This is a genomic window from Streptomyces sp. NPDC091972, assembly GCF_044756385.1.
Classification (GTDB): domain Bacteria; phylum Actinomycetota; class Actinomycetes; order Streptomycetales; family Streptomycetaceae; genus Streptomyces.
This window is the reverse complement of the sequence record NZ_JBIVSV010000006.1, coordinates 35,279-60,792: the sequence shown is the minus strand read 5'-3', so window position 1 is coordinate 60,792 and position 25,514 is coordinate 35,279. Positions and strand designations below refer to the sequence as shown.

The window sequence follows — 25,514 nt, the reverse complement described above, 5'->3', positions numbered from 1 at the left end:
CGGGCGGGCCGGTGGTCACCGGCCCCGCGTCAGCGCTTGGTCGTGTCCGTCGGCTCGGTGACCGGGCGCGAGCTCGTCACGTCGCCGGGGGCGGCCTGGATGGTGCGCTGAGCCGGGTTCTGCTCGTCGGTGCTGGGCGGGCCGGCCGGGGTGGCCGTGTTGCTGCCGCCCTCCTCCTTCATCGCCTTGGCCTCGCTCTTGAGGATGCGGGCGGACTTGCCGAGCGAGCGCGCCATGTCGGGAAGCTTCTTCGCGCCGAACAGCAGGATGATGACGACGAGGATGAGAATGATCTCGGGGGCGCCGAGCCTTCCGAACATAAGTCTTTACCTTCTCACCGAGGCGGCTTGTGGGGTGCTGTCCGACCGGTCGGACATATGTCCGATCAGCCGTGCTGGCAGCGATCGTAACGCTCAGGGGTGAACGCCTGGCAATCCCTGTGCGTACTCCCGGTTCGCGGCCGAGCCTCGTTATCCGGTCCGCGACCAGCAGCGTACCTGCCGAGCCTGCCACGGTGACAGGTCGAAGTGGCCCAAAACGCATGCGGCGCCCGACTCACACCCAACTCTCAGCCGTACTCACAGCGAGTCCACAGAACGCGCCGTGCTCACCGCCGCGCGCTCCAGATCCTCCGCTGCCCTGCTGATACGCCGCGCGGAGTCCGTGACCTGGCGCCCGAGACGCTGGGCCTCCAGGAAGACCCGCACGGCGAGCACCCCGAGCACGGCGAGACCCACGAAACCCACAGCTACCGCGAACATCGGCCAGAACATGGCACCGAGCCTAGAGGGTGGAGTGCAGCCGCAGCGTGCGGACCCCGCCGCCGGTCAGCAGCTCCACGATCCGCTCGCCGGCCGGCTTGCGGACGGCCGCACCGCACTCCGGGCAGGTGAAGGAGTAGAAGGTGGTGCGGCTGCTCGCGCCGATGGCGAGGCGCAGCGCGCTGGCCGCCAGCTCGAACCGCTCCCGGCAGTCGGGGCAGCCCGCCTTGAAGGTCACCGGGGCCGCGCTTCTCATCCCCGCGAAGGCGGCAGCCACCGTGATGCCCGCACCGGACGTCGCCGACTCGCTCAAAGCCCCTGCTCCTGCCTGTCGTACTGACCGTCGTCCTGCCTGTCGAGCCCCGCGTCCGCCGCGTGCGTGCCCTGCGCCTCGACCCCGTCGTAGGCCGCCAGCGCCTCGCGGGCGGCCTCGCGGGCGCTGTCGGCGAGGCCGCGCGGCGAGACGATCCGGCCGTCGCGGCCGAGCCGGAGCGCGAGCCTGCGCAGTGACGCCGGGTCGGGGGTGCGCAGCGTAATACGCAGCCCGCCGTCGGAAAGCTCATCCGCACTGTCGTGCGGGTAGTACTCCGCGACCCAGCGTCCGCCGGGACCGACCTCGACGACCACCTCGGGGTCCTCGGCCGCGGGCTGCACGAGCCCCTCCGACAGGTCCCTGAGCTCGACCTCGGGCGGCGCGGACGGCTCGTCGAGGATCTTGATCTCGGCGACCCGGTCGAGCCGGAAGGTGCGCCGCGCCTCGGAGCGGCGGCACCACGCCTCCACATAGGTGTGGCCGACGCTGACCAGGCGGATCGGGTCGATCTCGCGCTCGGTGAGCTCGTCGCGGGCGGGCGAGTAGTAGCGGATCCACAGCCGCCGGCGCTCGGAGATGGCCCGGTCGACGTCCGCGAAGACGCCGCCCTCCGACTCGAAGGTCACCGAGAGGCGGGCGCTGGCCCCGGCGGTCTCGCCGGCCGCGGTCTCCACCTTGGCGGTGGCCCGCAGCAGCGCCTGCCGGTCGCTCTCCCGGAGGCCGGGCAGCGTGGCGACCGCGCGGGCGGCCACCAGCAGCGCGGTCGCCTCGTCGGCGGCGAGCCGGAGCGGCTCGGCCGTCTCCTCGCCGAGGGCGGCGGGGTTGTGCCACCAGATCCGCTCGCCGTCGGTGTCGATGTCGAGGAGGTCGCCGCCGCGGAAGCTGGTGCCGCACATGGGCAGCACGTCGAGATCGGAGACCAGCTCGTCCTCGGTGATCCCGAAGGCGCGGGCCACGTCCTCGACCCGCGCGCCGGGACGCTCCTTCAGATAGGTCACCAGCGAGAGCATCCGCCGGGTCTGGTCGATGGCGTTCGTGGGCCTGACCGGTTTGCCTGCCACAGTTCTCTTCCGCTCCCCCTCAGCCCTTGGCCACGGCACGCAGCCGGTCCACCACGTCGGCCCGCAGCTCGGCGGGCTCCAGGACCACCACGTCAGGACCGAACTCGACCAGCCAGGCGTCCAGCCCGTGGCCGTACGGAATCTCCAACTCGTCCCAGCCGTCGCCCAGTTCCCGAACCGAGGTGGCCTTCGCCCGCAAGGGGTACCCGGCGCCCGTGCGCAGCCGGATCAGCGCGCTGCGGTCGGCGGTCTCCCCCGCCCAGCTCGCCACGGTCTCGCGGACGGTGACGACGTCGGGGACGGGGGCGGTGAACCGCGCCCCGCGCGAGCGCACCTTGCCGGTGATCCGGGACAGCCGGAAGACCCGCTCGGCACCCCGGTCCCGGTCGAATCCGGCCAGGTACCAGTGGCCGCGCCAGCACTCCAGCGCCCACGGCTCGACATGGCGCGGCTCGGGGCGGGCGGCGGTGGCCTTGCGGTAGTCGAAGACGACCGGGCGGCGGTCACGGCAGGCGAGCATCAGCGGCTCGAAGGACGCCTCGTGCACCGGGATGCGCGGCTCCAGGGCGCCGTGCGCCTCGTACGGGTCGACGTCCTCGGGCAGCCCGGCCGCGCGCAGTTTCTGCAGCGCGCCGCTGGCCGCGCCGGCGAGCCGGGCCTGCTGCCACACCTTGGCGGCCAGTCCCAGGGCGGCGGCCTCCTCGGCGTCGAGGGTGATGGGCGGCAGCCGGTTGCTGTCCCGGCGGGCGAGGTAGCCGACTTCGCCGTCGAGGTTCTCAACGGTCTCGATCACCAGCCCGAGTTCGCGCAGATCGTCCTTGTCGCGCTCGAACATCCGGTTGAAGGAGTCGTCGGAATTGGCTTCCAGGTAGGCCTCGATGGACTCCCTGAGCTCGCGCTTGCTCAGCGGCCGTCGCGTCCCGAGCAGACACAGCGCCAGGTTCATCAGCCGCTCGGCCTTGGCAATGGCCATCGACGCCCTTCGCCTCCCTATGGTGCTTACGGACGATGACCGTACCGCCCCGGAGGAGCAAGGCAAAAGCCGAGGGCCCATGCCCGGACAGGCATGGGCCCCGCTCGATCAGGTCCGGTCGGATGCCGTACGACGATCAGACCGCGACGCGATCTTTTACGACTTCTCCGGTGACTCCGGTACGACGATCAGACGCCGAGGAGGTCGACCACGAAGATCAGGGTCTCACCGGGCTTGATCGCCGGGGTGGGGCTCTGGTTGCCGTAGGCGAGGTGGGCGGGGATGGTGAGCTGGCGGCGGCCGCCGACCTTCATGCCCTGCACACCCTGGTCCCAGCCCTTGATGACCCGGCCGCCGCCCAGCGGGAAGCGGAAGGGCTGGCCACGGTTCCAGCTCGCGTCGAACTCCTCGCCGGTGCTGAAGGCCACGCCCACGTAGTGGACGGTGACGGTCTGGCCGGCCTGCGCAACCTCGCCGTCGCCCTCCCAGATGTCCTTGATCTCCAGGTCCGCCGGGGGCTCGCCGCCCGGGAAGTCGATCTCGGGCTTGTCGATGCTCACGTCACTCGCTCCTGCTTGTTCACGGAAAGGCAACAGGGACCAGTCTTACATCCCCGCCGCCGGGACCTTCGCGCGTGTCCCCCGTGCGTCACATCTTCGCGAGGATGTCCACGGTGAAGACCAGCGTGGAGTCCTTCTCGATACCGCTGCCGGCCGGCGGGTTGTCGCCGTAACCCAGCTTCGGCGGAATGGAGATGAGCACCCGGCTGCCGACCTTCTTGCCGGTCAGACCCTGCGCCCACCCCTTGACGACCTGCTGGAGCGAGAACGACGCGAGCTGCTTGCGCTTGTACGTCGAGTCGAACTCCTTGCCGGAGTCCCAGACGACGCCCTTGTACTGCACGAGCAGCGTGCTGTCGGCCGCGACCTCGTCGCCGTCGCCCTCGATGACGTACTCCGACACCAGCTTCGTCGGCGCGTCCGCCTTGGGAATCTCGATCGAGGGAGCCTGGCCGTCGGTGTTGGTGCCCACCTTGGGCAGCTTGGCGTCGCTCTGCGCGACGTTCTTGCCCTTGGCGGAGCTCTTCGCGTTGAACGTGTCCTGCACGTCGACGACGAACACCAGCGTGTCGGTGCCCTTGATGCCCGCCTGCGCGTTGCCCTCCTTGCCGTACCCCCAGGTGGGCGGCACGGAGAACAGGACCCGGCTGCCGGCCTTCTTGCCCGTCAGGGCGTACCGCCAGCCGTCGATGATGCTGTTCTGCGCGAGCTGGATGACCAGGGCCGTCTTGCGGTCGTAGGAGTTGTCGAAGACCTTGGCCGTGTTCCAGATCTGGCCCAGGTAGTGGGCCTGGACGTAGTCGCCCTCGGCGATGGTGGTGCCGCCGCCCGCGATGAGCGTCTTGACCGCGAGGTCCTTCGACGGATCGCCGCTGCCCTTGGCGACCGTCGGCTTCTGCCCGAACTTCGCACCCGCCGTGACCGCCGGCAGCGGACCGTCCACGATCTTCGGCGGCGGCGCCTGGGAGCCCGAGGACGACGGCGAGGGTGACGTGCTGTCGCTCGCCTCGCTCGAGTCGGACTTGTCGTCACCGCAGGCGGCGAGTGTGGCCAGTCCTGCGGGAACGGCGATGAGAAGGGAGCGTCGGCGCACGGTGGGGGCCTCGTAATCGGTCGATCTTGTTGATGGCGTGCGCGCAACTCTACGGCGTGCGAAGGGCGCCGTACGGGAAACGTACGGCGCCCGTGTTGCGTTCCGGCGGTGCCGCGGAACGCTTTGCTCACATTCCGGCGATCAGTTTCTCGACCCGGTCGTCGACCGAACGGAACGGGTCCTTGCACAACACCGTGCGCTGCGCCTGGTCGTTGAGCTTGAGGTGGACCCAGTCGACGGTGAAGTCCCGGCGCTGTTCCTGTGCCCTGCGGATGAAGTCGCCGCGCAGCCGGGCCCGAGTGGTCTGCGGGGGCACGGACTTGCCCTCGAAGATCTTCAAGTCGTTGCAGATACGGGCTGCTTGACCCTTCTTCTCCAAGAGGTAGTAGAGCCCACGACGGCGGTGGATGTCGTGGTACGCGAGGTCTATCTGCGCGACCCGCGGGTGGGACATGGTCATGTTGTGCTTGGCCCGGTACCGCTCGATGAGCTTGTACTTCATGACCCAGTCGATCTCGGTGCCGATCCGGTCGAGGTCCTCCGCCTCGATCGCGTCCAGCGTGCGGCCCCACAGCTCCAGGACCTGCTCCACGGTTCCGGTGCGGATGCCCCGGCGCTCGCAGAAGTCCACGGCCTTCTCGTAGTACTCGCGCTGCACCTCCAGCGCGGAGGCCTCCCGGCCGCTGGCCAGACGCACCTTGCGCCGGCCGGTGATGTCGTGGCTGACCTCGCGGATCGCCCGGATGGGGTTCTCCAGGGTCAGGTCCCGCATGACGGTGCCCGCCTCGATCATGCGCAGCACCAGGTCGGTCGCGCCGACCTTCAGCAGCATGGTCGTCTCGGACATGTTCGAGTCGCCCACGATGACGTGCAGGCGGCGGTAGCGCTCGGCGTCCGCGTGCGGCTCGTCGCGCGTGTTGATGATCGGCCGGGACCGGGTCGTCGCCGAGGAGACGCCCTCCCAGATGTGTTCGGCCCGCTGGCTGACGCAGTACACCGCGCCCCGCGGGGTCTGCAGCACCTTGCCGGCGCCGCAGAGAAGCTGCCTCGTGACCAGGAACGGAATGAGAATGTCCGCGAGCCGGGAGAACTCCCCGTGGCGGGCCACCAGATAGTTCTCGTGGCAGCCGTAGGAGTTGCCGGCCGAGTCCGTGTTGTTCTTGAAGAGGTAGACGTCGCCCGCGATTCCTTCCTCGTGCAGGCGTCGTTCGGCGTCCACCAGGAGTCCTTCGAGAATGCGCTCGCCCGCTTTGTCGTGGGTGACCAGTTCGGTCACGTTGTCACATTCGGGTGTCGCGTATTCCGGATGTGAGCCCACGTCGAGATAGAGGCGGGCGCCGTTTCGCAGAAAGACATTGCTGCTGCGGCCCCATGACACGACACGGCGGAAGAGGTACCGCGCCACCTCGTCGGGAGACAGGCGGCGCTGTCCCCTGAACGTACACGTGACGCCGTACTCGTTCTCCAGCCCGAAAATGCGGCGGTCCATGACTGAACATTACGCCCGATCCCCCGAGCTGAAACGGGGTTCGGCCGCACGGTTTGGATCATTTTCCGATGAAGCCGCAACCACCACCCGACCGGCGGGAGCCGCCAGGACGCGTCCCGTGACCAGCAGAACCAGCAGGGACACACCCCCCGCGACACCCGGCACGGCGAACCCCCACAGGGCCCCGCCGCCCTCGACGACCGGCCCCGCCAGTCCCGTTCCGACCGAGGCGCCCACGGTGAACGTCGTCACGATCCAGGAGAAGGCCTCGGTCACCGTCCCGGCCGGCGCGTGCCGGTCGACCAGGACGAAGGCGCAGGCGATCACGGGCGCCAGGAACACACCCGCCAGGACCATCAGCAGCGTCATGGCGACCGCGCCCGGCATCAGCGTCAGCGGCAGGTAACACACCGCCAGGAAGGCCACCAGGACCTGAAGTCGCCGCGCGGGCTCACCGGCCCACTGCCGCGCCCCGTACACCGTGCCGCCCAGCAGGGCCCCCAGACCGATGCCGGCCATCAGCCAGCCGTACACCGCGTCCCCGCCGTGCTCGTCCGCGTACGGCACGGAGGCCACCGTGATCGACCCGAGCGCGATCCCGACGAACAGGAAGGCGCCGAGCAGCGCGAGGAGCCCGGGCGAGCGCAGCGCACCGAGCCAGTGCGCCTCGCGCGGCCCGGAACGCCACGCGCGCGAGGGTGGCGACACCACGACCGACAGCGCCCCGAGCACCCCGATCACGTTCAGCACCACCAGCGCCGCCTGCGCCGACCACAGCGATACGCACAGCGTCACCAGCAACGGCCCCACCGTGAACATGACTTCCTGCGCCACCGCGTCCATGGCGTACGCCGTGTGCACCTGGTCCTCCCGGCGCAGCACGCTCGGCCACAGCGCCCGCAGACCGCCCTCCAGCGGCGGCGTGAAGAGCCCCGCGGCCGCCACGGCCGCATAGGCGAGCGGGAGCGGTTCGGTGCCGGTGAAGGCGAACAGGGCCATCGCGAGGGCCGACACCACCGCGGCCGGGAGCTGCACCCGCGGCTGCCCGTGCAGGTCCACCAGGCGCCCGAGCACCGGCTGCCCCACCGCGTTGGCGACCCCGTACACGGCCGCGAGCGCCCCGGCGAGGCTGTACGTGCCGCCCTCCGCCCGGACGAACAGCACGATCGCGATCGCCGCGGTGGCGTTCGGCAGCCGGCCCACCAGCGTCCCCGTCAGCAGGCGCGCCGCATGCCTCGCCCTGAGGATCTCCAGGTATCCCGCGGCCATGTCCCGCCTCCAAGTAATACGTATAACTTCGACTCCCATACGTACCATGTGCGCTGTTCGGACGTCCAGACGAAGGAGCGGACCCACGGTGGCACGCAGCAGCACGCGACCGACCAGCCGCGACGTCGCACAGGCGGCCGGAGTGTCCCAGGCCGCCGTCTCACTCGTCCTCGGCGACAAATGGCGCGGCCGCGTCTCCGAGACCACCGCCCAACGCGTCCGGGAAGCCGCCCGCGACCTCGGCTACCGGCCCAACCTCGCCGCCCGCAACCTCCGCCTCGGCCACACCCGCACCGTCCTCCTCGTCGTCCCCGCCCTCACCACGGAGTTCTTCGCCGGCGTCTACACCGGCGCCGCGCGCGTCGCCGCCGACCACGGCTTCGGCGTCGTCCTCTACCCCTCCCCCGAAGGCGTCGGCCCCGCCCGCGACCCCTTCGCCTCCGCCCAGGCCGCCCTCGACGGCGTCATCGCCTCCTCCATGGCCGCCGACGCCCTCACCGCCATCCGCGGCGACCAGCTCCCCCTCGTCATGCTCGACAGCGACCCCTCCGGCAGCCTCGGCGCCGCCACCGTCAACCTCGACATCGCCGACGGCGTCCGCCAGGTCGCCACCCACCTCCTCGACCTCGGCCACCGCCGCTTCCTCCACCTCGCCGCCGACATCCCCTCCTGGACCTTCGACGTACGCGCCCGCGAACTCGCCGCACGACTCGCCACCGTCCCCGGCACCTCCGTCCGCACGGCCCGCGCCCCCATCTCCATCGACGGCGCTCTGGCCGCCGCGGAAGCCGCCCTCGCCGCCCCCGGGCCCCGCCCCACCGCCCTGGTCTGCGACGACGACAAACTCGCCGCCGGCGCCTACAAAGCCGTACGGCGACTCGGACTGCGCGTCCCCGACGACATCTCCGTCACCGGCCTCGACGACCTCGCCCTCGCCACCGCCCTCGACCCCGAGCTCACGACCGTACGACTGGACGCCGAGCTCTTCGGCGAACGCGGCATGCAGGCCCTGCTGGCCGTCCTGGAGGGCCGCACACCCGATGCCGGCGACATCCCCGTCGAGCTGGTCGTACGGGGCTCCACGGCCCCGCCCAGCGCCCCCTGAACGCCCTGTGCCCCGGCCGGAGGTCGGCCGGGGCACAGAAAAAGGGCGACGGTCGAACGGGACCGGCGGGACTACTCCGTGTCGGAGCCCTCCGCCTCGTCCGAACTCTCCGCCTCCGTGGACGCGCCCCCGGCCTCCAGCAGCCGACCGAGCTGACGCCCCACGATCCGCTTGAACTTGCGCTTCTGCGGACGCGTACGGTCCAGCACCGCCACCTCCAGCCGCTCCGCGGGAATCTCCCGCTCACTGCCGTTGGTGTCACGGGACAACGCCTGCACGGCCAGCTTCAGCGCCTCCGCCAGACTCATCCCGTCCTGATGACGCTGATCCAGGTAACTGCTGATCTGCTCGGCATTGCCGCCCACCGCGACCGAGCCGTGCTCGTCCACGATGGAACCGTCGTGCGGCAGCCGGTAGATCTGGTCCCCGTCCGGCGTCTCACCGACCTCCGCCACCACCAGCTCCACCTCGTACGGCTTCTCGCCGGCCGAGGAGAAGATCGTGCCCAGCGTCTGGGCGTAGACGTTGGCCAGACCGCGGGCGGTCACGTCGTCACGGTCGTACGTGTACCCGCGCAGGTCGGCGTAGCGGACGCCGCCGATCCGCAGGTTCTCGTACTCGTTGTACTTGCCGGCGGCCGCGAAGCCGATCCGGTCGTAGATCTCGCTGAACTTGTGCAGCGCACGGGACGGATTCTCGCCGACGAACACGATGCCGTCGGCGTACTGCAGCACGACCAGGCTGCGACCACGGGCGATGCCCTTGCGGGCGTACTCCGCCCGGTCGGCCATCGCCTGCTGGGGGGAGACATAGAACGGCGTCGACACCGGTTATCCGTCCCTTTCTGTGGAAGTCACTGCGATCACCTTGAACAAGACGGGGTGGCGCCTACAGCAGCGCGGCCCGCGGGCCGTCGGGCTGCTCCAGACGCCGCTCCAGGATCGAACGGGCGATCTCGGAGGACTCCTCGTCGGTGAGCCGACGGAAGCCGTCCTCGGTGATCACGGTGACGATCGGGTAGATCCGGCGGGCGACATCGGGACCACCGGTCGCCGAGTCGTCGTCAGCCGCGTCGTACAGGGCCTGCACCACGAGGGTGGTGGCCTGCTCCTCGGTCAGGTCGTCGCGGAAGAGCTTCTTCATGGCACCGCGCGCGAAGATCGAGCCCGAACCGGTCGCGGCGAAGTTGTGCTCCTCGCTGCGGCCGCCGGTCACGTCGTAGGAGAAGATCCGCCCCCTCTCCCGGTCCACGTCGTACCCCGCGAACAGCGGCACCACGGCCAGCCCCTGCATCGCCATGCCCAGGTTGGAACGGATCATCGTGGACAGCCGGTTCGCCTTGCCCTCCAGCGACAGCTGGGCGCCCTCGACCTTCTCGAAGTGCTCCAGCTCCAGCTGGAACAGCTTCACCATCTCCACGGCGAGGCCGGCGGTGCCGGCGATCCCGACGGCCGAGTACTCGTCGGCCGGGAACACCTTCTCGATGTCCCGCTGGGCGATGACGTTCCCCATGGTCGCCCGTCGGTCACCGGCGAGCACGACGCCCCCGGGGAACGTGACGGCGACGATGGTCGTGCCATGCGGCGCCTCGATCACGCCCTGCGTGGGCGGCAGTTGCCGGTTCCCCGGCAGCATCTCCGGCTGATGCTCGGACAGGAAGTCCATGAAGGACGACGACCCAGGCGTCAGGAAGGCAGCTGGTAGACGCCCGGTGCTACGAGTGTTGGCTTCCACGCGATTCCTTCCAAGTAAGCGGCGGCCCGGCGGACGGCGTCGGGGTGATCACCCAACTTGCCGATGGCCGAATTGCAGTTGAAGCACAGTACGCCTCGGACCCTACCCGTCCTGTGGCAATGATCCACATGCACGGCCGGAGCGTTCAGACAGATCACACAGAGCCCCATCTGAGAGGCGACCATCTCGTCACGCTCGGCTTCGGTGATGCCGTACTGCCGCTTGAGATGCCCCTGCCTGCCCCGTGCGGCCTTGCACGTCTTGCAGCACGTGGCGAGGCCATCCGATGCTGTCGCGTTGCGGTGCCATTTCGCTGTACGGCTTGGCCTCGCCGCAACCGCGGCAGAACTTGTGCCCTTCAGGCGTCTCCACCCTGGGTCGGACGTTCTTCCCTTTAGCCAATTGCCGAGCCTGGTGGTAGGCAGACCAGCACTCGCGGCAGTAGGCCTGCAGACCATCACGAGCGGACTTGTTGTTAGCGAAGGCTGCTCGCGGCTTTGCCTCCTTGCACCGCGAGCAGCGCTTCACATCCTTTCCGCTTACCACCGAGAGACCCCCGCAACCTTCGATTCGAAGGTTACTGGCCGCCTTTCTGAACGAAACTTCGAACGAAGTCCTCGGCGTTCTCCTCGAGTACATCATCGATCTCGTCCAGGACGGAGTCGACGTCGTCGCTCAGCTTCTCCTGGCGTTCCTTGAGGTCCTCGGAACCCTGCGCCTCCGCAGTCTGCTCCTCGACCTCCTCGGTGTTGCGGGTGGCCTTCTGCTGTCCGCCGCCGGTGTCCTTGGTCGCCATAACCCCTCACCCCGCTCGGTTCGACGTTCTTGATCAGACCCTACAAGCAGGGTCTGACATCGGCCCCGCAGTTCCTACAACGTACGGGGGCCATCTCGATGATTCCCTCTGGCCGGGTTTTCCACCCTGCGGGAGAACCCGGCCCGGGTATCCGTTCAGTTGCCCGACAACACCCTGACCAGGTCTTCTGCCGTGCGGCAGCGGTCCAGGAGCTCCTTGACGTGATTTCGCGTTCCGCGAAGCGGTTCGAGGGTTGGGACCCGCTGGAGCGAGTCGCGGCCCGGGAGGTCGAAGATCACCGAGTCCCAGGAGGCCGCGGCGACGTCGTCGGCGTACTGCTCCAGGCAGCGGCCGCGGAAGTAGGCGCGGGTGTCCTCCGGGGGCTTGGTGCGGGCCCGCTCGACCTCGTTCTCGTCCAGCAGGCGCTTGATGCGGCCGCGGGCCGCGAGACGGTTGTAGAGGCCCTTGTCGGCCCGTACGTCGGCGTACTGGAGGTCGAGGAGGTGCAGCTTGGCCGCGTCCCAGTCGAGGCCGTCACGGCGCCGGTAGCCCTCCATGAGCTCCCGCTTGGCGACCCAGTCGAGCTCGCCGGCGAGGCTCATGGGGTCGTGCTCCAGGCGGTTGAGGGTGTCCTCCCAGCGGGCCAGGACGTCCTTGGTCTGGTCGTCCGCGTCGGCGCCGTAGCGTTCTTCGACGTACTTGCGGGCGAGTTCGTAGTACTCCATCTGGAGCTGGACCGCGGTGAGTGTGCGGCCGCTGCGGAGGGTGACCAGGCGCTGGAGGGTCGGGTCGTGGGAGACCTGGTGGAGGGTGCGGACGGGCTGGTCGACGGCGAGGTCGACGGCGATGAAGCCGTCCTCGATCATCGACAGGACCAGGGCCGTGGTGCCGAGCTTGAGGTAGGTGGAGATCTCCGAGAGGTTCGCGTCGCCGATGATCACGTGGAGGCGGCGGTATTTCTCGGCGTCGGCGTGGGGCTCGTCGCGGGTGTTGATGATGGGGCGCTTCAGTGTGGTCTCGAGGCCGACCTCGACCTCGAAGTAGTCGGCGCGCTGGCTGAGCTGGAAGCCGTGTTCGTGGCCGTCCTGGCCGATGCCGACGCGGCCGGCTCCGGCGAAGACCTGGCGGGAGACGAAGAAGGGCGTGAGGTGGCGCACGATGTCCGAGAAGGCGGTTTCCCGCTTCATCAGGTAGTTCTCGTGCGTGCCGTAGGAGGCGCCCTTGTTGTCGGTGTTGTTCTTGTAGAGGTGGATGGGCTGGGCGCCGGGGAGCTGGGCGGCGCGTTCGGCGGCCTCGGCCATGATGCGTTCGCCGGCCTTGTCCCAGAGGACGGCGTCGCGGGGATTGGTGACCTCGGGGGCGCTGTACTCGGGGTGTGCGTGGTCGACGTAGAGCCGTGCGCCGTTGGTGAGGATGACGTTGGCGAGGCCGATGTCCTCGTCGGTGAGCTGGCTGGAGTCGGCGGCTTCGCGGGCGAGGTCGAAGCCCCGCGCGTCCCGCAGCGGATTCTCCTCCTCGAAGTCCCAGCGGGCCCGGCGGGCCCGGTGCATCGCCGCCGCGTAGGCGTTGACGATCTGGGATGAGGTGAGCATGGCATTGGCGTTGGGGTGGCCGGGGACGGAGATCCCGTACTCCGTCTCGATGCCCATTACTCGCCGTACGGTCATGCGGCCCTCCTTGCCCGGCGGCGCCCTCGGTCGGGGGCGGCGCTCAAGTACCGCTGGCGCTCCGGTGCGTGTGCGGTGCCCGTCCCCGCACTGCGCGACTCGGCGGTACCGAAGAGCCTAGAACGGCTCTGCGCTGGTGGGGAGATCATTTGCGTCATTGCCTTGCTCGCCTTTGGTCCGGTTAGTTGCCTGAAAAACAGTCGGCTGCGGGTACCCCGTTGTGGGCACCCGCAGCCGCCCTGTGTTTACAGGTACTGACCGGTGTTCGCCACCGTGTCGATGGAGCGTCCGGTGTCGGCGCCCTGCTTTCCGGTGATGAGGGTGCGGATGTAGACGATCCGCTCGCCCTTCTTTCCGGAGATGCGGGCCCAGTCGTCCGGGTTGGTGGTGTTGGGCAGGTCCTCGTTCTCCTTGAACTCGTCCACGCATGCCTGGAGGAGGTGGGAGACGCGGAGGCCCTTCTGGTTGTGGTCGAGGAAGTCCTTGATCGCCATTTTCTTGGCGCGGCCGACGATGTTCTCGATCATGGCGCCGGAGTTGAAGTCCTTGAAGTAGAGGACTTCCTTGTCTCCGTTGGCGTAGGTGACTTCCAGGAAGCGGTTTTCCTCGGATTCGGCGTACATGTGTTCCACGGCCGTCTGGATCATGCTCTGGACGGTGGTGGCCTTGCTGCCGCCGTGCTCGCCGAGGTCGTCGGCGTGCAGGGGGAGGCGCTCGGTGAGGTACTTGCCGAAGATGTCCTTGGCGGCTTCGGCGTCCGGCCGCTCGATCTTGATCTTCACGTCGAGCCGGCCGGGGCGCAGGATGGCGGGGTCGATCATGTCCTCGCGGTTGGAGGCACCGATGACGACCACGTTCTGCAGGCCTTCGACGCCGTCGATCTCGGCGAGGAGCTGCGGGACGATGGTGTTCTCGACGTCGGAGCTGACGCCGGAGCCGCGGGTGCGGAAGAGGGACTCCATCTCGTCGAAGAAGACGATGACGGGAGTGCCCTCGCTGGCCTTCTCACGGGCACGCTGGAAGACGAGGCGGATCTGCCGCTCGGTCTCGCCGACGTACTTGTTGAGGAGCTCGGGACCCTTGATGTTGAGGAAGAAGCTCTTGCCGGTGGCCTGGCCGGTGACCTCGGCGACCTTCTTGGCCAGCGAGTTGGCGACGGCCTTGGCGATGAGCGTCTTTCCGCATCCGGGGGGTCCGTAGAGCAGGACGCCCTTGGGCGGGCGCAGTTCGTGCTCCTTGAACAGGTCCGGGTAGAGGTACGGGAGCTCGACGGCGTCCCGGATGGCCTCGATCTGGCCGCCGAGTCCGCCGATCTGCTCGTAGCCGATGTCGGGGACCTCTTCGAGGACGAGTTCCTCGACCTCGCTCTTGGGAACGATCTCGTAGACGTAGCCGGATCGGGGTTCGAGCAGCAGGGCGTCGCCGGGGCGGATGGTGACGTCCAGCAGCGGCTCGGCGAGCCGTACCACCCGTTCCTCGTCGGTGTGCCCGAGCACCAGGGCGCGTTCGCCGTCCTCGAGGATCTCCTTGAGGGTGACGATGTCCCCGACGCGCTCGAACTCCATGGCTTCGACCACGTTGAGCGCTTCGTTGAGCATTACTTCCTGGCCGCGCCGGAGCTCTTCGAGTTCGACGCTGGGGCTGACGTTCACCCGCAGTTTGCGGCCGCCGGTGAAGATGTCGGCGGTGCCGTCCTCGTTCGCTTCGAGGAAGACGCCGAAGCCGGCCGGGGGCTGTGCGAGCCGGTCGACCTCCTCCTTGAGGGCCACGATCTGGTCGCGGGCCTCACGGAGCGTGTTGGCGAGTCGCTCGTTCTGGGCGGACACGCCGGCCAGGTTGGTCTGCAGCTCGACGATCCGCTCTTCGAGAATCCTCGTGTGTCGCGGAGAGTCGGCGAGCTTGCGTCGCAGGACGGCGATCTCCTGCTCAAGGTAGGCAATCTGCCCGGACGGGTCGTCGGACCCTCGTCCCGGGCGGATGCCGCGGTTCATGTCGTCGTCGTGGGCTGCCACGGTCCTCACCTCCTCCAAGGGGAGCTGGACGCTTCCAGACCCTACCTGGGTGGGTGTCGATTGAAACCCCTAGATCACAAAGACTGTCGAGGTGTGTCCGATCTTCACCCTTGCGCTCTCCCTCACGCCAGGGGAATACCCACCGAACAAGATTGGAAAGCTGCCGAAGGTAGGGTCGAAGTGTTCAACACCCGTCAGAGCTGGCCGGATTCCCGTTCGGCTCGACGCATAAACGGCAGGAGAGATGAGAGTGCAGCAGGAGGTCGGGGTCGCGGGCGAGACCCTGGAGGTCTGGATCGATCAGGACCTCTGTACCGGTGACGGCATCTGTGCGCAGTACGCGCCGGAGGTGTTCGAGCTGGACATCGACGGGCTGGCCTACGTCAAGGGGGCCGACGACGAGCTGTTGCAGGCCAAGGGCGCGACAACGCCCGTACCGCTGCCGCTCCTCACCGATGTGGTGGACTCGGCGAAGGAGTGTCCGGGCGAGTGCATCCACGTACGTCGGGTTTCGGACAGGGTCGAGATCTACGGTCCGGACGCAGAGTGACCGGAAAGCCACCCTGCGTGACCACTGTCTGATTTCTCACAGATGTGAGTCCGGTGTGAGTGCTTCGGTCAGACGGTGTGCGTGCCCGCGGGGGTCGAGCGGATGAACGCGCCGTCCTTCCACTGCCACTTCGCCTCTTCCTTCACGTCCGGGCAGCAACTGGGTACGTCGGACGTGGAGTAGCCGAGGAGGGTAGCGCGAACGGCGCCGTCGCTCAGCGTGAAGTCGGTGACGGTGTTGCGGGTCTTGGGGCTCAGCAGGGTGGCGACGACCCGGGGTTCGCCGGTGCCCTTCGCGTGTGTGATGACGTAGACGGCGTCGGGCGGGGTGCCCATGGGGGCGTCGCAGTGCACCACGACGACTGTTTCCGGCCGTCCGTCGCCGTCGAGGTCTCCGGAGACCCGTTTCTGCACCTTCGCCTCGACCGGGCCGCAGTCGATCGGGAAGCGGACGTCCGCGGGGTCGGGTGCCGTCGTGGCCACCGGGGCGGTTCTGGCCTCTGGACCGGCCGCCTGGGCCGCTGTCGCGGGGTTGGGCTGCAGGACCGAGGAGAGGGCGACGACTCCCGCCACGGCGGTGGCGGTGGCGAGCCAGTGGATCGGGCGGGTGTGCGTGTGTGCCAGTTCCGGGACGGCGGATTGCTGCACTAGGAGCGTCTCCTGTGAGGGCTGTGCCGGTGGGGGGTGGCCAGCATGGTGCCACACGTCACAGATCGGGGGAACGGCGGGGTGGGTACTCGTACGGGTTTTCCCGCGGCGGTTTCTGCCGTTCCCTCAATACGAAAGCGCCGGGGTGGAGTTCCGCTGGTCTGCGGGAACTCCACCCCGGCGCCCGTACGTTGACTGCCGCGCGGGGCTGTCTCAGCGGCCGGAGCCCCCGTCGGCGTTGGGGCCGGCGTAGTCCTCGCCGTAGGCGCCCTTGGCGGGGCGGCGGCGGCGCATGGGCGGCTCGACGCCGTCCGCGAGGCGGCGGGCGGTGAGCAGGAACCCGGTGTGGCCGATCATCCGGTGGTCGGGGCGGACGGCCAGGCCCTCGATGTGCCAGTTGCGGATCATCGTCTCCCAGGCGGTCGGCTCGTTGAAGCAGCCGATCTCGCGGATGGACTCCACGGTCCGGGCGAGCTGGGTGGTGGTGGCGACGTAGCAGCACAGGATGCCGCCGGGCACGAGCGCCTTGGAGACGGCCTCCAGGCACTCCCAGGGGGCGAGCATGTCGAGGATGACGCGGTCGACGTCCGCATCGGACAGGTTGTCCTGGAGGTCGCCGACGGTGAGCTGCCAGGCGGGGTGCGGGCCGCCGAAGTAGCGCTCCACGTTCTGCCTCGCGATGTCGGCGAAGTCCTCGCGGCGCTCGTAGCTGTGCAGCATGCCCTGGTCGCCGATGGCGCGCAGCAGGAAGCTGCTGAGCGAGCCGGAGCCGACACCGGCCTCCACGACGCGGGCGCCGGGGAAGATGTCGGCGAAGGCGAGGATCTGCCCCGCGTCCTTGGGGTAGACCACGGCGGCGCCGCGGGGCATGGACAGGACGTAGTCGGGGAGCAGGGGGCGCAGCGCGAGGTAGGCGACGTTACCGGTGGTGCGGACAACGCTGCCCTCGGGTGCGCCGATCAGCTCGTCGTGCGGGAAGGAACCCTTGTGGGTGTGGAAGTTCTTTCCCTCTTCGAGCGTGAACGTGTAGTGGCGGCCCTTGGGGTCGGTCAGCTGAACCTGGTCCCCGACCTTGAAGGGCCCGCGCCTGCGGGCGGCACCGGTCGGTTCGGACATGTGAACAGCCTACCGGTCCGCGGAGGGGCCTCCGACCACTAGGAGGGTCTGGCCATGGCCTTCACGAAGGCGCGCTCGACGTCGGCGGCGGAGAGCACGCCGTAGATCTCGCCGGTCTCCTCGACGACGAGGTACTCGGTGGCGGGGGTGGCGCGGAGGGTGTCCAGGAGGTCCTCCCCCGCGAGCTCGGCGGAGACCCGCATGCCGTCGGTGAGGTCCTGGGCGAGGCCGCTGACGGCGACCCAGGGGCGGCGGTGTTCCGGTACGCCGACGATGGCGGCCTCGCGGACGAGGGAGAGCGGGGTGCCCTCGGCGTCGACGACGACGAGGGCGCGGGCCCCGGCGTCGTTGGCGCGGCGCAGGGCCTCGGAGAGGGGGGTGTGGCTCTCCACGGGGACCGCGCGGCGGGTGAGGGTGCGGGCGCGCAGTTCGGGGAGGTGTTCGCGCAGGCGGGCCATGCGGAGGCTGTTGCCGGCGCCGGTCCAGATGATCGCGGCGAGGATCGCGGCGAGCAGGGCGTCCATCACGGTGTCCATGCCGACGTTGTCCTCGGCGGAGGAGCCGAGGGCTCCGGACTGGGTGAGCAGCGGGAGGCCGATGAGGACGCAGACGGCGAGGGCGCGGCCGACCCAGGCGGCGGCGATGGTGCCGCTCATGGGCTTGCCGGTGATCTTCCAGACGACGGCGCGGAGCATGCGGCCGCCGTCGAGGGGGAGGCCGGGCAGGAGGTTGAAGGCGGCCACGATGAGGTTGGAGACCATCAGGCCGGCGAGCAGGACGCCGGGGACGGTGCCGGGTTCGACGGGCTGCATCGCGAGGTAGAAGAGGCCGGCGAGGACCAGCGAGAGCAGCGGGCCGACGAAGGCCAGCACGAACTCGCGGCCGGGGGTCTCGGCCTCCTTCTCGATCTCGGAGACGCCGCCGAAGAACTGGAGCTGGATGCGGCGCACGGGGAGCTTGAAGCGCAGGGCCGCGACGGTGTGGGCCAGTTCGTGGACCAGGACGGAGGCGTAGAAGGCGACCGCGAAGAAGAGGGAGACGAGGTAGCGGGCGGCGCCGAGCTCGGGCAGCACGCGCTCCAGTTGGCCGCCGAACACCCAGGTGATGAGCGCGGCGACGAGGAACCAGCTGGGGGCGACGTAGACGGGCACGCCGAAGGGACGGCCCATCAGCAGTCCGCCGCGCGGCTGGGGGGACGGCGGCGGGGGGCTCTTGGGGGCGCCGGAGTGGGCGAGGGTGCGGTGCTCGTCGGCGGGGGGCTCGGCGGGCTCACCGGCACCGGTCCCGTTCCCAGCCGTCGGCGGGTCCTGGGGGGCGTCGTCGTCCGTGGTGGGCTGTCCTACGGCGTCGGGGCCGTCGGTCGGGTCGTCGGCGTGCGGAGTCCCGGTGGACGGGTCGACCGCCCGGTTCCCGTTCTCGTGCCGGTCGGGGGCCGTGGGGTCGGTGGTGCGGGCCGTGGGCCCTGCGTGGGGCTCGACCGGCCGGTCCGTACCGGGCCGCGGCTGCCCGCTCCCGCCGCTCTCGTCCACGATGTCCCCTCGTTCGAAGCGTCTTCCGCGCCTGCCGTGCGGAAGGGTCTCGGGTCGATGGTATGCGGCGGTCCCGCCGCGTCCCGCCCCGGCACCCCCCGCGTTTCCTCAGGAGCCACAGCGGTCACGGCCGCGAATGGGTCACTGTCAGTGGCGGGCCGTATGGTCTGTGGTCATGGAGACGAGCACGGAGGCCGTGGCCGAGTCCGCCGCCGATGCCCCGGAAGCAGCGCCGGCGACACCTGCGGCGCGCCCCGGCACGGCCGGGCAGGAGAGCGGGGACACGGCTGAGGAAGCGGACGCCGCCGACACGGCCGTGACGCCGACAGCGAGCCCGGCGCGGCAGGAGGGCGGGGACCCGTCAGCCGACGAGGCGGGGGCGGACGGGCCGTCCGGGACGGTTGGGGAACCGGAGGCGGTCGACGTGGGCGTCGCACCGGCGGCGGTCGCGGACGGGCAGGAGAGTGAGCCCCGGGCGGCTGGAGCGGCTTCCGGGCCGGCTCGAGAGCCGGACGCAGGGGTCGCCGGCGTCGCCTCGGGCGCGCGGCAGGGCGGGGACGTCTCCGCAGAGACCCCCGGAGCGTCCGGAGCCGAGCTCGGGGTGCGGCCTGGGACCGTTGCGGAGGCGGCGGGCGTCGGGTCCGCGCCCACGGCGGTCGCCTCGCCTGCCGGTGACCCCCGGGCGCCCGCATCGCAGCCCGGGACCACTCCCGCAGCGGCGCCGGCCGGGCAGCGGGGCGCGGAAGCCGCCGTCGGCGTGGCGGACAGCGGTGGCGGGGCCCGGGCCGGCGCGCCTGCTTCCCTCTCTCCTTCCCGTGCCAACGACTTCATGCAGTGTCCGCTGCTGTACCGGTTCCGGGTGATCGACCGGCTGCCGGAGAAGCCGAGTGCGGCGGCGACCCGGGGGACCCTCGTGCACTCGGTGCTGGAGCGGCTGTTCGACGCTCCGGCCGGGGAGCGGACTCCGCCCGCGGCCAAGTCGCTGATCCCCGGTCAGTGGGACCGGCTGCGGGAGAGCCGGCCGGAGGTGCTGGAGCTGTTCGCCGACGATCCTGACGGCGAGCGGCTGGCGCAGTGGCTCGCCGAGGCGGAGCAGTTGGTCGAGCGGTGGTTCACGTTGGAGGACCCCACGCGCCTGGAGCCCGCCGAGCGGGAGTTGTTCGTGGAGGCGGAGCTGGACTCGGGGCTGAGGCTGCGCGGCATCATCGACCGGGTCGACGTGGCGCCGACCGGTGAGGTGCGGATCGTCGACTACAAGACCGGCAAGGCGCCCCGGCCCGAGTACGCCGAGGGCGCGCTGTTCCAGATGAAGTTCTACGCCCTGGTGGTGTGGCGGCTGAAGAACGTGATCCCGCGCCGGCTCCAGCTCGTCTACCTGGGCAGCGGTGACGTCCTGACGTACGACCCGGTCCTCGCCGACCTGGAGCGCGTCGAGCGCAAACTGCTGGCGCTGTGGGAGGCGATCCGGCAGGCCACGCGCACGGGTGACTGGCGGCCTCGCCCGACCAAGCTGTGCGGCTGGTGCGACCACCAGGAGCACTGCCCGGAGTTCGGCGGCACTCCCCCGCCCTACCCCCTGCCGGTGGAGGCCGCGACCGGCGAGCAGGGCAGAATGGGGCCGGACTAGCGAAGGAGACACACGTGGCCATCCGCGTCCTACTGGTCGACGACCAGCCGCTGCTGCGTACCGGCTTCCGGATGATCCTCGAGGCCGAGCAGGACATCGCGGTCGTCGGCGAGGCCGGAGACGGCCTTCAGGCTCTCGACCAGGTGCGGGCGCTTCAGCCCGACGTGGTCCTGATGGACATCCGTATGCCGCGGATGGACGGTGTGGAGGCGACCCGGCAGATCACCGGTCCCGGCCGGGACGGTCCGGCCAAGGTGCTGGTGCTGACGACCTTCGACCTCGACGAGTACGTGGTGGAGGCGCTGCGGGCGGGGGCCAGCGGGTTCCTGCTCAAGGACGCCCCGGCCAACGAACTGGTGCAGGCGATCCGGGTGGTGGCCGCGGGTGAGGCGATGCTCGCGCCGAGCATCACGCGCCGGCTCCTCGACAAGTACGCCACGCATCTGCCGTCCGGTGACGAGCCGGTGCCGGACACGCTGCACACGCTCACCGACCGCGAGGTCGAGGTGCTGAAGCTGGTGGCGCGCGGGCTGTCGAACGCGGAGATCGCCGCGGATCTGTTCGTCAGCGAGACCACCGTGAAGACGCATGTCGGCCATGTGCTGACGAAGCTGGGGCTGCGGGACCGGGTGCAGGCCGCGGTGTACGCGTACGAGAGCGGTCTGGTGCGTCCCGGCGCGCAGTAGCCGCCCACCGTACAAGAGCGAAGAGGGCGTCCCCTTCCTGACCGGGGGCGCCCTCTTCGTGTCCGTGGGGCCGGATCAGCCCTTGCTGAGTTCCCAGAAGCGGAACACCGTGGAGGGGTCGAGGCAGTACTCCAGGCCGTAGACGTCGTCGCGGACGACGGCGTACTGCTTGGCCTGCCAGACCGGCAGGACGGGGACGTCCTTGGCGACGAGGTCCTGGAGCGTGCCGAAGGGGTCGTCCGTCGCGGAGCGGTCCGGCTGGGCGGCGGTCTCGGGGATGAGCGAGCCGGTGATCTTGTTGTTGGTGTAGTTGTTGTCGAGGACGTTGCCCTTGCCGAAGAAGGGGGCCGTGAAGTTGTCGGCGTCCGGGTAGTCGGGCACCCAGCCCTTGACGTAGACGCCGTACTTGCCGGCCGCGATGTCCTTCTCGTACTGGTCGAAGGCCACGGACTTCACGTCGGCGTCGAACAGCCCGCTGGCGTTGAGCTGCTGGGCGATCGTCCTGAGTTCCTGGTCGGTGGCCGGGCCGTAGCGGGACGGGGTCGACCACAGGGTCAGCTTCACCTTGCCGGTGATGCCCTCGGCGGCGAGGGCGGCCGCGGCCTTGGACTTGGAGGGCTGGGCGCCGTAGGTGTCGAAGAAGGCCGTGTTGTGGCCCGCGATGCCGGCCGGGACGATCGAGTAGAGCGGGGTCGCGGTGCCCTGGTAGACGTCGTGGATGAGGGCTTCGCGGTCGAGCAGGTAGGCGATGGCCTTGCGGACGCCGAGCCGGCCCGCGACCGGGTCGTTCATGTTGAAGACGAGGTGCTGGACCTCGGCGCTGGTGCCCTCGACGACCTCGACGCCGGAGTCGGGGGCGGCGTTCTCGATGTCGGCGATGTCGCCGGCGCTCAGACCGCGGTAGGCGAGGTCGATCTTGTCGCCGGTCAGGGCGGTCTTCAGGGCGGCCTGGTCGCCGTGGAAGAACTTCAGGGTGACGCCGGAGTTCTGGGGCTCGGCGGCGCCCTCGTAGTTCTCGTTGACGGAGAACACGGCCTGGTCGTCGTCGAACGAGTCGAGCCGGTAGGGGCCGGAGCCGACCGCCTCGCCGTCCTCGCGCAGGCCGTCGGCGTCGTACTGCGTGTGGTCGACGATGGAGCCGGCGCCGGATGCGATCTTGCTCGGGAAGGTCGCGTCGGGGGTGTTCAGCCTGAAGACGACGGTCTTCTCGTCCGGTGTCTCGACCTTCTCCAGCATCGGGAACATGATCGCGGGACCGGCGTCGTCGTTGATCCTCAGCATGCGGTCGAAGGAGAACTTGACGTCCTCGGAGGTGAGCGGGTCACCGTTGCTGAACTTGAGCCCGGACTTGAGGGTGCACTCGTACACCTGCGTCCGGGTGTCGGTGAACTCGCAGCTCTGTGCGGCGTCCGGCTCCGGTTCCGTGCCGCCCTTGGGGAAGCTGAGCAGCGACTGGAAGACGTTGTTGAACAGCAGCCAGGAGCCGGGGTCGTAGCCGGAGGCCGGGTCCGTGGCGAGGACGTCGTCGGACATCCCCATGACCACGGAGGAGCCGCCGGCACCGGAGTCCCCCGACTCCGTGCCGCAGCCGGTCAGCAGACCGGAGGCGAGCCCTGCCACGATCGGCAGGACCTGCCACTGGATGCGCTTGTTCACGTGCGACTGCCTTGTCGTCGATTCGGGTGGAGTCCCGGGCCCGTCCCTCTGGGCCCGGGCGAGGGAGGCGCCGGGCGGTGGTCAGCCGCTGACGCCTCCGCCGAGCGGCGGGTCAGCCGCCCACGCCCTTGCCGAGTTCCCACAGCTGCAGCGTCGACGAGGAGTTGAGCGCGTAGGCGGTGCCCGTGACGTCGTCGCGCGCGGCGACGTACTGCTTGCCCTGCCACAGCGGCAGCACGGGGACGTCCTTGGCGACGATGTCCTGGATCTCGGTCAGGCTTCCGGCCGCGGAGAGGCGGTCGGCCTCGCGGCGGGAGTCCGGGATCAGGGTGTTGCGGACCTCGCTGTTGGCGTAGGGCGAGCCGAGGAAGTTGTCCTTGTCGAGGAACGGGGCGAGGTAGTTGTCGGCGTCGGGGAAGTCCGGGAACCAGCCCATGCCGTAGACGTCGTACTCGCCCTTCTGCTCCGCGGGGCGGAAGGTGGACCAGGGGGCGCCCTTGATGCTGATGTCGAAGAGCCCGCTGGCGTTGAGCTGCTTCTGGAGGTCCTCGAACTCCTCCTTGGTGCCCGGCCCGTAGTGGTCGGTCGTGTAGTGGAGGGTCAGCTTCACCGGCGTCGTGACGCTGGCCTGGGTCAGCAGCGCCTTGGCCTTGCTGACGCTCGGGTCGCCGTACTTGTTGAAGAACGAGTTGGAGTGGCCGGTGATGGTGGCCGGGACCAGCGAGAAGAGCGGCTCGGCCTGGGTGCCGTAGACCCGGGAGACGAGTTCGCTGCGGTTGATGAGCTGGGCCATCGCCTGGCGCACGGCACGGGACTTCACGGTCGGGGCGTTGGTGTTGAAGGCGAGGTAGCGGATCTCCAGACCGGCCATCTCGACGAGGTCGACGTCGCCGCCGGACGCGTTGGACAGCTTCTGGATCTGCTGGGGCGACATGGTGCGGGTGATGAGGTCGATGTCGCCCTTCTCAAGAGCGGTGCCCATGGCGTCGGCGTCCGCGTAGGAGCGCAGCACGACCTCGTCGTTGTTCACCGTCAACGACCCCTTGTAGTTGGGGTTCTTGGTGAACACGGCGTCGACGAGCTCGTCGTCCTTGACGTCGGCCTTCATGGTGTACGGCCCGGAGCCGTCGACGTCGAAGCCGTCGCGGAGCTTGTCCTTCGCGTAGTCGTCGGGGTTGACGATGCCGGCGACCGGGGTCGACAGCTTGTACGGGAAGGTGGCGTCGGCGGTCTTGAGGTGGAAGATGACCTCGCGGTCGCCCTTGGTCTCGACGGTGTCGATGGTGGAGAGCAGGGCGAAGACGCCGGAGTCGGCCTTGAGGGCACGGGCGCGGTCGATGGAGTACTTCACGTCGGCCGCGGTGATGGGGTCGCCGTTCGCGAACTTCAGGCCGTCGCGCAGGGTGCAGACGTAGCGTTCGTTGCCGCTGTCGCTGAAGCCGCAGGACTGGGCGGCCTCGGGCACGGGGTCGCCCTCGCCCTTGGGCGAGATCATCAGGGTCTGCACGGTCTGGCGCAGGACGTTCCAGGTGCCGACGTCGTACGCGTAGGCCGGGTCGAGCGGGGCCGGAGCTTCCTTGGTGGCGGTGAACCGGTCCGTGGTGCCGACGCCGATCGCGTCGCCCCCGCCGCTGCCGCTGTCGGACCCGCCGCAGGCGGCGAGCACCGGCGCGAGCAGACCTATGACGGCCGGCAGCACCAAAGTCTTGCGGTTCATGCTCGAGTTTCTCCAGAGCTCTTGAGTCCGTGTACCCGGCATGCAGGGGTGGCGCGGCGGATCACGGGGTTAGGGCGATGTTCTCACCAGGAGATTAGTCCGCGCCCGCACGAGGGTTCGCTGCCACCGGAGTTGGGCTTCCATCACGCTGTGAAACCGGGTGCGGACGCACCGAAAGGCCGTCAGGGGAAGGATTGGTGCACGGTTTCACCAATCAGGACACATGGGCGCGTCCGCGTCTCCAGAAGCGAGGTGCCCTGCACAGCTTCGGCCGTGTGTCGAGAGCCTGTCGAGTGGGGAACGTCACACCCGCAAGGAGGTGTGGGCGAGCTGGAATTCGATCGTCCGGTGGGCTGCGAATTCCGGTGACAGGGCCCTGGGGAATTACCGTGCTATGCGCTCTGCACGCTGGGTGAACACGGGAGGCATTTCCGTCATCGAGGGGTGATCAGGCCGCGCAGAAATGTCAGGTCCACCTCTTCGAGGGAGGTGACGACCGTGCGTCCGGGGGCCGCGGGGACGGGGGCCACGGAGGGCACCACCACGACCTGGCAGCCGGCGGCCTCGGCGGCGGCGACACCGGTCGCGGTGTCCTCGACGACGGCGCATCTGGCCGGGTCGGCGCCGAGGCCGGCGGCGGCGAACAGGTACGGGTCGGGGTGCGGCTTGGTGCGCGGCACCTCGTCGCCGGCGACCGTGAGGGCGAAGTGCCGGCGGCCGAGGGAGTCCAGGACGCGGTCGATGATCCGCCGGTGCGAGGCGGAGACCAGGGCGGTGGGGATCCGGTGCGCGGACAGTTCGGCCAGCAGCCGGGTGGCGCCGGGCATCAGCGGCAGGGAGCGCCCGATGCGGTCCTCGAAGCCCTGGTTGAGCAGGACGGTGAGCTCGGGGAGGGTGATGTCGGCGCCGGTGGCCTCGATCAGGAAGCCCGCGCTGCGGGTCATGGGGCCGCCGACCACGACATGGCGCCAGGAGTCGTCGAGGGTGTGGCCGAGACCGGCGAAGACCTCGACCTCGACGTCCCACCAGAAGCCCTCGGTGTCCACCAGGGTGCCGTCCATGTCGAGGAGGACGGCCTGGAGGGCGGAGCCGTCTGCCGTACGGGTCAATGGCGCGGGGACCGTGCTGGTCATCCACGTACCTCCTTGAGGGA

At 69.6% G+C, this 25,514-nt stretch carries 24 protein-coding genes and 1 pseudogene; 4 read left to right on the top strand and 21 right to left on the bottom strand.

The window, feature by feature from the left end:
• Positions 1 to 29: 29 nt before the first annotated feature.
• The 9 genes from tatA to ACIQJT_RS19195 all read right to left on the bottom strand — a co-directional run bounded on the left by tatA (position 30) and on the right by ACIQJT_RS19195 (position 7,519).
• A complete protein-coding gene (tatA, locus tag ACIQJT_RS19235; RefSeq protein WP_053850562.1) occupies positions 30 to 320 on the bottom strand; it encodes a Sec-independent protein translocase subunit TatA in 291 nt (96 codons plus the stop codon).
• A gap of 258 nt (positions 321 to 578) precedes the next feature.
• Positions 579 to 773: a hypothetical protein gene (locus ACIQJT_RS19230; RefSeq protein WP_053850561.1), complete on the bottom strand. Its 195-nt coding sequence runs from the start codon at positions 771 to 773 to the stop codon at positions 579 to 581.
• A gap of 10 nt (positions 774 to 783) precedes the next feature.
• Positions 784 to 1,074 (bottom strand): hypothetical protein, encoded by a 291-nt coding sequence (locus ACIQJT_RS19225; RefSeq protein ID WP_053850560.1) that lies wholly within the window; start codon positions 1,072 to 1,074, stop codon positions 784 to 786.
• Positions 1,071 to 2,135 (bottom strand): helix-turn-helix transcriptional regulator, encoded by a 1,065-nt coding sequence (locus ACIQJT_RS19220; protein WP_402644884.1) that lies wholly within the window; start codon positions 2,133 to 2,135, stop codon positions 1,071 to 1,073. Before ACIQJT_RS19220 ends, ACIQJT_RS19225 begins: the two co-directional genes overlap by 4 nt.
• 19 nt (positions 2,136 to 2,154) lie before the next feature.
• Entirely contained in the window at positions 2,155 to 3,108 is a 954-nt protein-coding gene (locus ACIQJT_RS19215; protein WP_053850558.1) for a YafY family protein, read from the bottom strand.
• Between the two features lie 188 nt (positions 3,109 to 3,296).
• Positions 3,297 to 3,668 carry an FKBP-type peptidyl-prolyl cis-trans isomerase gene (locus tag ACIQJT_RS19210; RefSeq protein WP_020117713.1) on the bottom strand — a complete coding sequence of 124 codons (372 nt, stop codon included), beginning with the start codon at positions 3,666 to 3,668 and terminating at the stop codon, positions 3,297 to 3,299.
• Positions 3,669 to 3,756: 88 nt separating this feature from the next.
• Complete coding sequence (locus ACIQJT_RS19205) at positions 3,757 to 4,761, bottom strand: FKBP-type peptidyl-prolyl cis-trans isomerase (protein WP_402644881.1); 1,005 nt, start codon at positions 4,759 to 4,761, stop codon at positions 3,757 to 3,759.
• 127 nt (positions 4,762 to 4,888) lie between these two features.
• Positions 4,889 to 6,250 (bottom strand): Pup--protein ligase, encoded by a 1,362-nt coding sequence (pafA, locus tag ACIQJT_RS19200; RefSeq protein ID WP_028801611.1) that lies wholly within the window; start codon positions 6,248 to 6,250, stop codon positions 4,889 to 4,891.
• A 9-nt stretch (positions 6,251 to 6,259) separates the two neighbouring features.
• Positions 6,260 to 7,519, bottom strand: a complete 1,260-nt coding sequence (locus ACIQJT_RS19195; protein ID WP_402644877.1) for an MFS transporter — start codon at positions 7,517 to 7,519, stop codon at positions 6,260 to 6,262.
• A gap of 88 nt (positions 7,520 to 7,607) precedes the next feature.
• On the opposite strand from ACIQJT_RS19195, the gene ACIQJT_RS19190 reads away from it, so the two are divergent.
• Positions 7,608 to 8,624, top strand: coding sequence for a LacI family DNA-binding transcriptional regulator (locus ACIQJT_RS19190; protein ID WP_365457706.1), 1,017 nt, complete (start codon positions 7,608 to 7,610; stop codon positions 8,622 to 8,624).
• Positions 8,625 to 8,695: 71 nt separating this feature from the next.
• On the opposite strand, the gene prcA is transcribed toward ACIQJT_RS19190, so the two are convergent.
• The 6 genes and pseudogenes from prcA to arc form a co-directional block, all read right to left on the bottom strand.
• On the bottom strand, positions 8,696 to 9,451 hold the full coding sequence (prcA, locus tag ACIQJT_RS19185) for a proteasome subunit alpha (protein WP_402644874.1): 756 nt from the start codon (positions 9,449 to 9,451) through the stop codon (positions 8,696 to 8,698).
• 61 nt (positions 9,452 to 9,512) lie between these two features.
• On the bottom strand, positions 9,513 to 10,358 hold the full coding sequence (gene prcB / locus ACIQJT_RS19180) for a proteasome subunit beta (RefSeq protein ID WP_365457700.1): 846 nt from the start codon (positions 10,356 to 10,358) through the stop codon (positions 9,513 to 9,515).
• Positions 10,310 to 10,904, bottom strand: a pseudogene (locus ACIQJT_RS19175) (endonuclease VII domain-containing protein). Before ACIQJT_RS19175 ends, prcB begins: the two are co-directional and overlap by 49 nt.
• Before the next feature lie 31 nt (positions 10,905 to 10,935).
• The gene (locus ACIQJT_RS19170; protein WP_067429475.1) at positions 10,936 to 11,154 is read right to left on the bottom strand and encodes a ubiquitin-like protein Pup; all 219 of its coding nucleotides are present in this window, start codon (positions 11,152 to 11,154) and stop codon (positions 10,936 to 10,938) included.
• A 155-nt stretch (positions 11,155 to 11,309) separates the two neighbouring features.
• Positions 11,310 to 12,821, bottom strand: coding sequence for a depupylase/deamidase Dop (dop, locus tag ACIQJT_RS19165; RefSeq protein WP_365457694.1), 1,512 nt, complete (start codon positions 12,819 to 12,821; stop codon positions 11,310 to 11,312).
• A gap of 245 nt (positions 12,822 to 13,066) precedes the next feature.
• Positions 13,067 to 14,833: a proteasome ATPase gene (arc, locus tag ACIQJT_RS19160; RefSeq protein WP_365457691.1), complete on the bottom strand. Its 1,767-nt coding sequence runs from the start codon at positions 14,831 to 14,833 to the stop codon at positions 13,067 to 13,069.
• A 244-nt stretch (positions 14,834 to 15,077) separates the two neighbouring features.
• Here arc and ACIQJT_RS19155 point away from each other — a divergent pair, with 244 nt between their 5' ends.
• Positions 15,078 to 15,383, top strand: coding sequence for a ferredoxin (locus tag ACIQJT_RS19155; RefSeq protein WP_365457688.1), 306 nt, complete (start codon positions 15,078 to 15,080; stop codon positions 15,381 to 15,383).
• A 68-nt stretch (positions 15,384 to 15,451) separates the two neighbouring features.
• On the opposite strand, the gene ACIQJT_RS19150 is transcribed toward ACIQJT_RS19155, so the two are convergent.
• The 3 genes from ACIQJT_RS19150 to ACIQJT_RS19140 all read right to left on the bottom strand — a co-directional run bounded on the left by ACIQJT_RS19150 (position 15,452) and on the right by ACIQJT_RS19140 (position 18,675).
• Complete coding sequence (locus ACIQJT_RS19150; RefSeq protein ID WP_365457685.1) at positions 15,452 to 16,030, bottom strand: hypothetical protein; 579 nt, start codon at positions 16,028 to 16,030, stop codon at positions 15,452 to 15,454.
• A gap of 213 nt (positions 16,031 to 16,243) precedes the next feature.
• Positions 16,244 to 17,146 (bottom strand): tRNA (adenine-N1)-methyltransferase, encoded by a 903-nt coding sequence (locus ACIQJT_RS19145; RefSeq protein WP_365457682.1) that lies wholly within the window; start codon positions 17,144 to 17,146, stop codon positions 16,244 to 16,246.
• Between the two features lie 38 nt (positions 17,147 to 17,184).
• Positions 17,185 to 18,675: a site-2 protease family protein gene (locus tag ACIQJT_RS19140; protein ID WP_402644868.1), complete on the bottom strand. Its 1,491-nt coding sequence runs from the start codon at positions 18,673 to 18,675 to the stop codon at positions 17,185 to 17,187.
• Between the two features lie 757 nt (positions 18,676 to 19,432).
• Between ACIQJT_RS19140 and ACIQJT_RS19135 the strand changes: the two genes are divergently transcribed.
• Together ACIQJT_RS19135 and ACIQJT_RS19130 are read left to right on the top strand one after the other, a co-directional pair.
• The gene (locus ACIQJT_RS19135) at positions 19,433 to 20,302 is read left to right on the top strand and encodes a RecB family exonuclease (protein ID WP_402645685.1); all 870 of its coding nucleotides are present in this window, start codon (positions 19,433 to 19,435) and stop codon (positions 20,300 to 20,302) included.
• A gap of 14 nt (positions 20,303 to 20,316) precedes the next feature.
• A complete protein-coding gene (locus ACIQJT_RS19130) occupies positions 20,317 to 20,988 on the top strand; it encodes a response regulator transcription factor (RefSeq protein ID WP_020141342.1) in 672 nt (223 codons plus the stop codon).
• 75 nt (positions 20,989 to 21,063) lie between these two features.
• On the opposite strand, the gene ACIQJT_RS19125 is transcribed toward ACIQJT_RS19130, so the two are convergent.
• From ACIQJT_RS19125 to ACIQJT_RS19115, 3 genes are all read right to left on the bottom strand, one after another.
• On the bottom strand, positions 21,064 to 22,644 hold the full coding sequence (locus ACIQJT_RS19125; protein ID WP_365457676.1) for an ABC transporter substrate-binding protein: 1,581 nt from the start codon (positions 22,642 to 22,644) through the stop codon (positions 21,064 to 21,066).
• Positions 22,645 to 22,756: 112 nt separating this feature from the next.
• Entirely contained in the window at positions 22,757 to 24,361 is a 1,605-nt protein-coding gene (locus ACIQJT_RS19120) for an ABC transporter substrate-binding protein (protein WP_402644864.1), read from the bottom strand.
• A 434-nt stretch (positions 24,362 to 24,795) separates the two neighbouring features.
• Positions 24,796 to 25,494 (bottom strand): HAD family phosphatase, encoded by a 699-nt coding sequence (locus ACIQJT_RS19115; RefSeq protein ID WP_365457670.1) that lies wholly within the window; start codon positions 25,492 to 25,494, stop codon positions 24,796 to 24,798.
• Between the last annotated feature and the right edge of the window lie 20 nt (positions 25,495 to 25,514).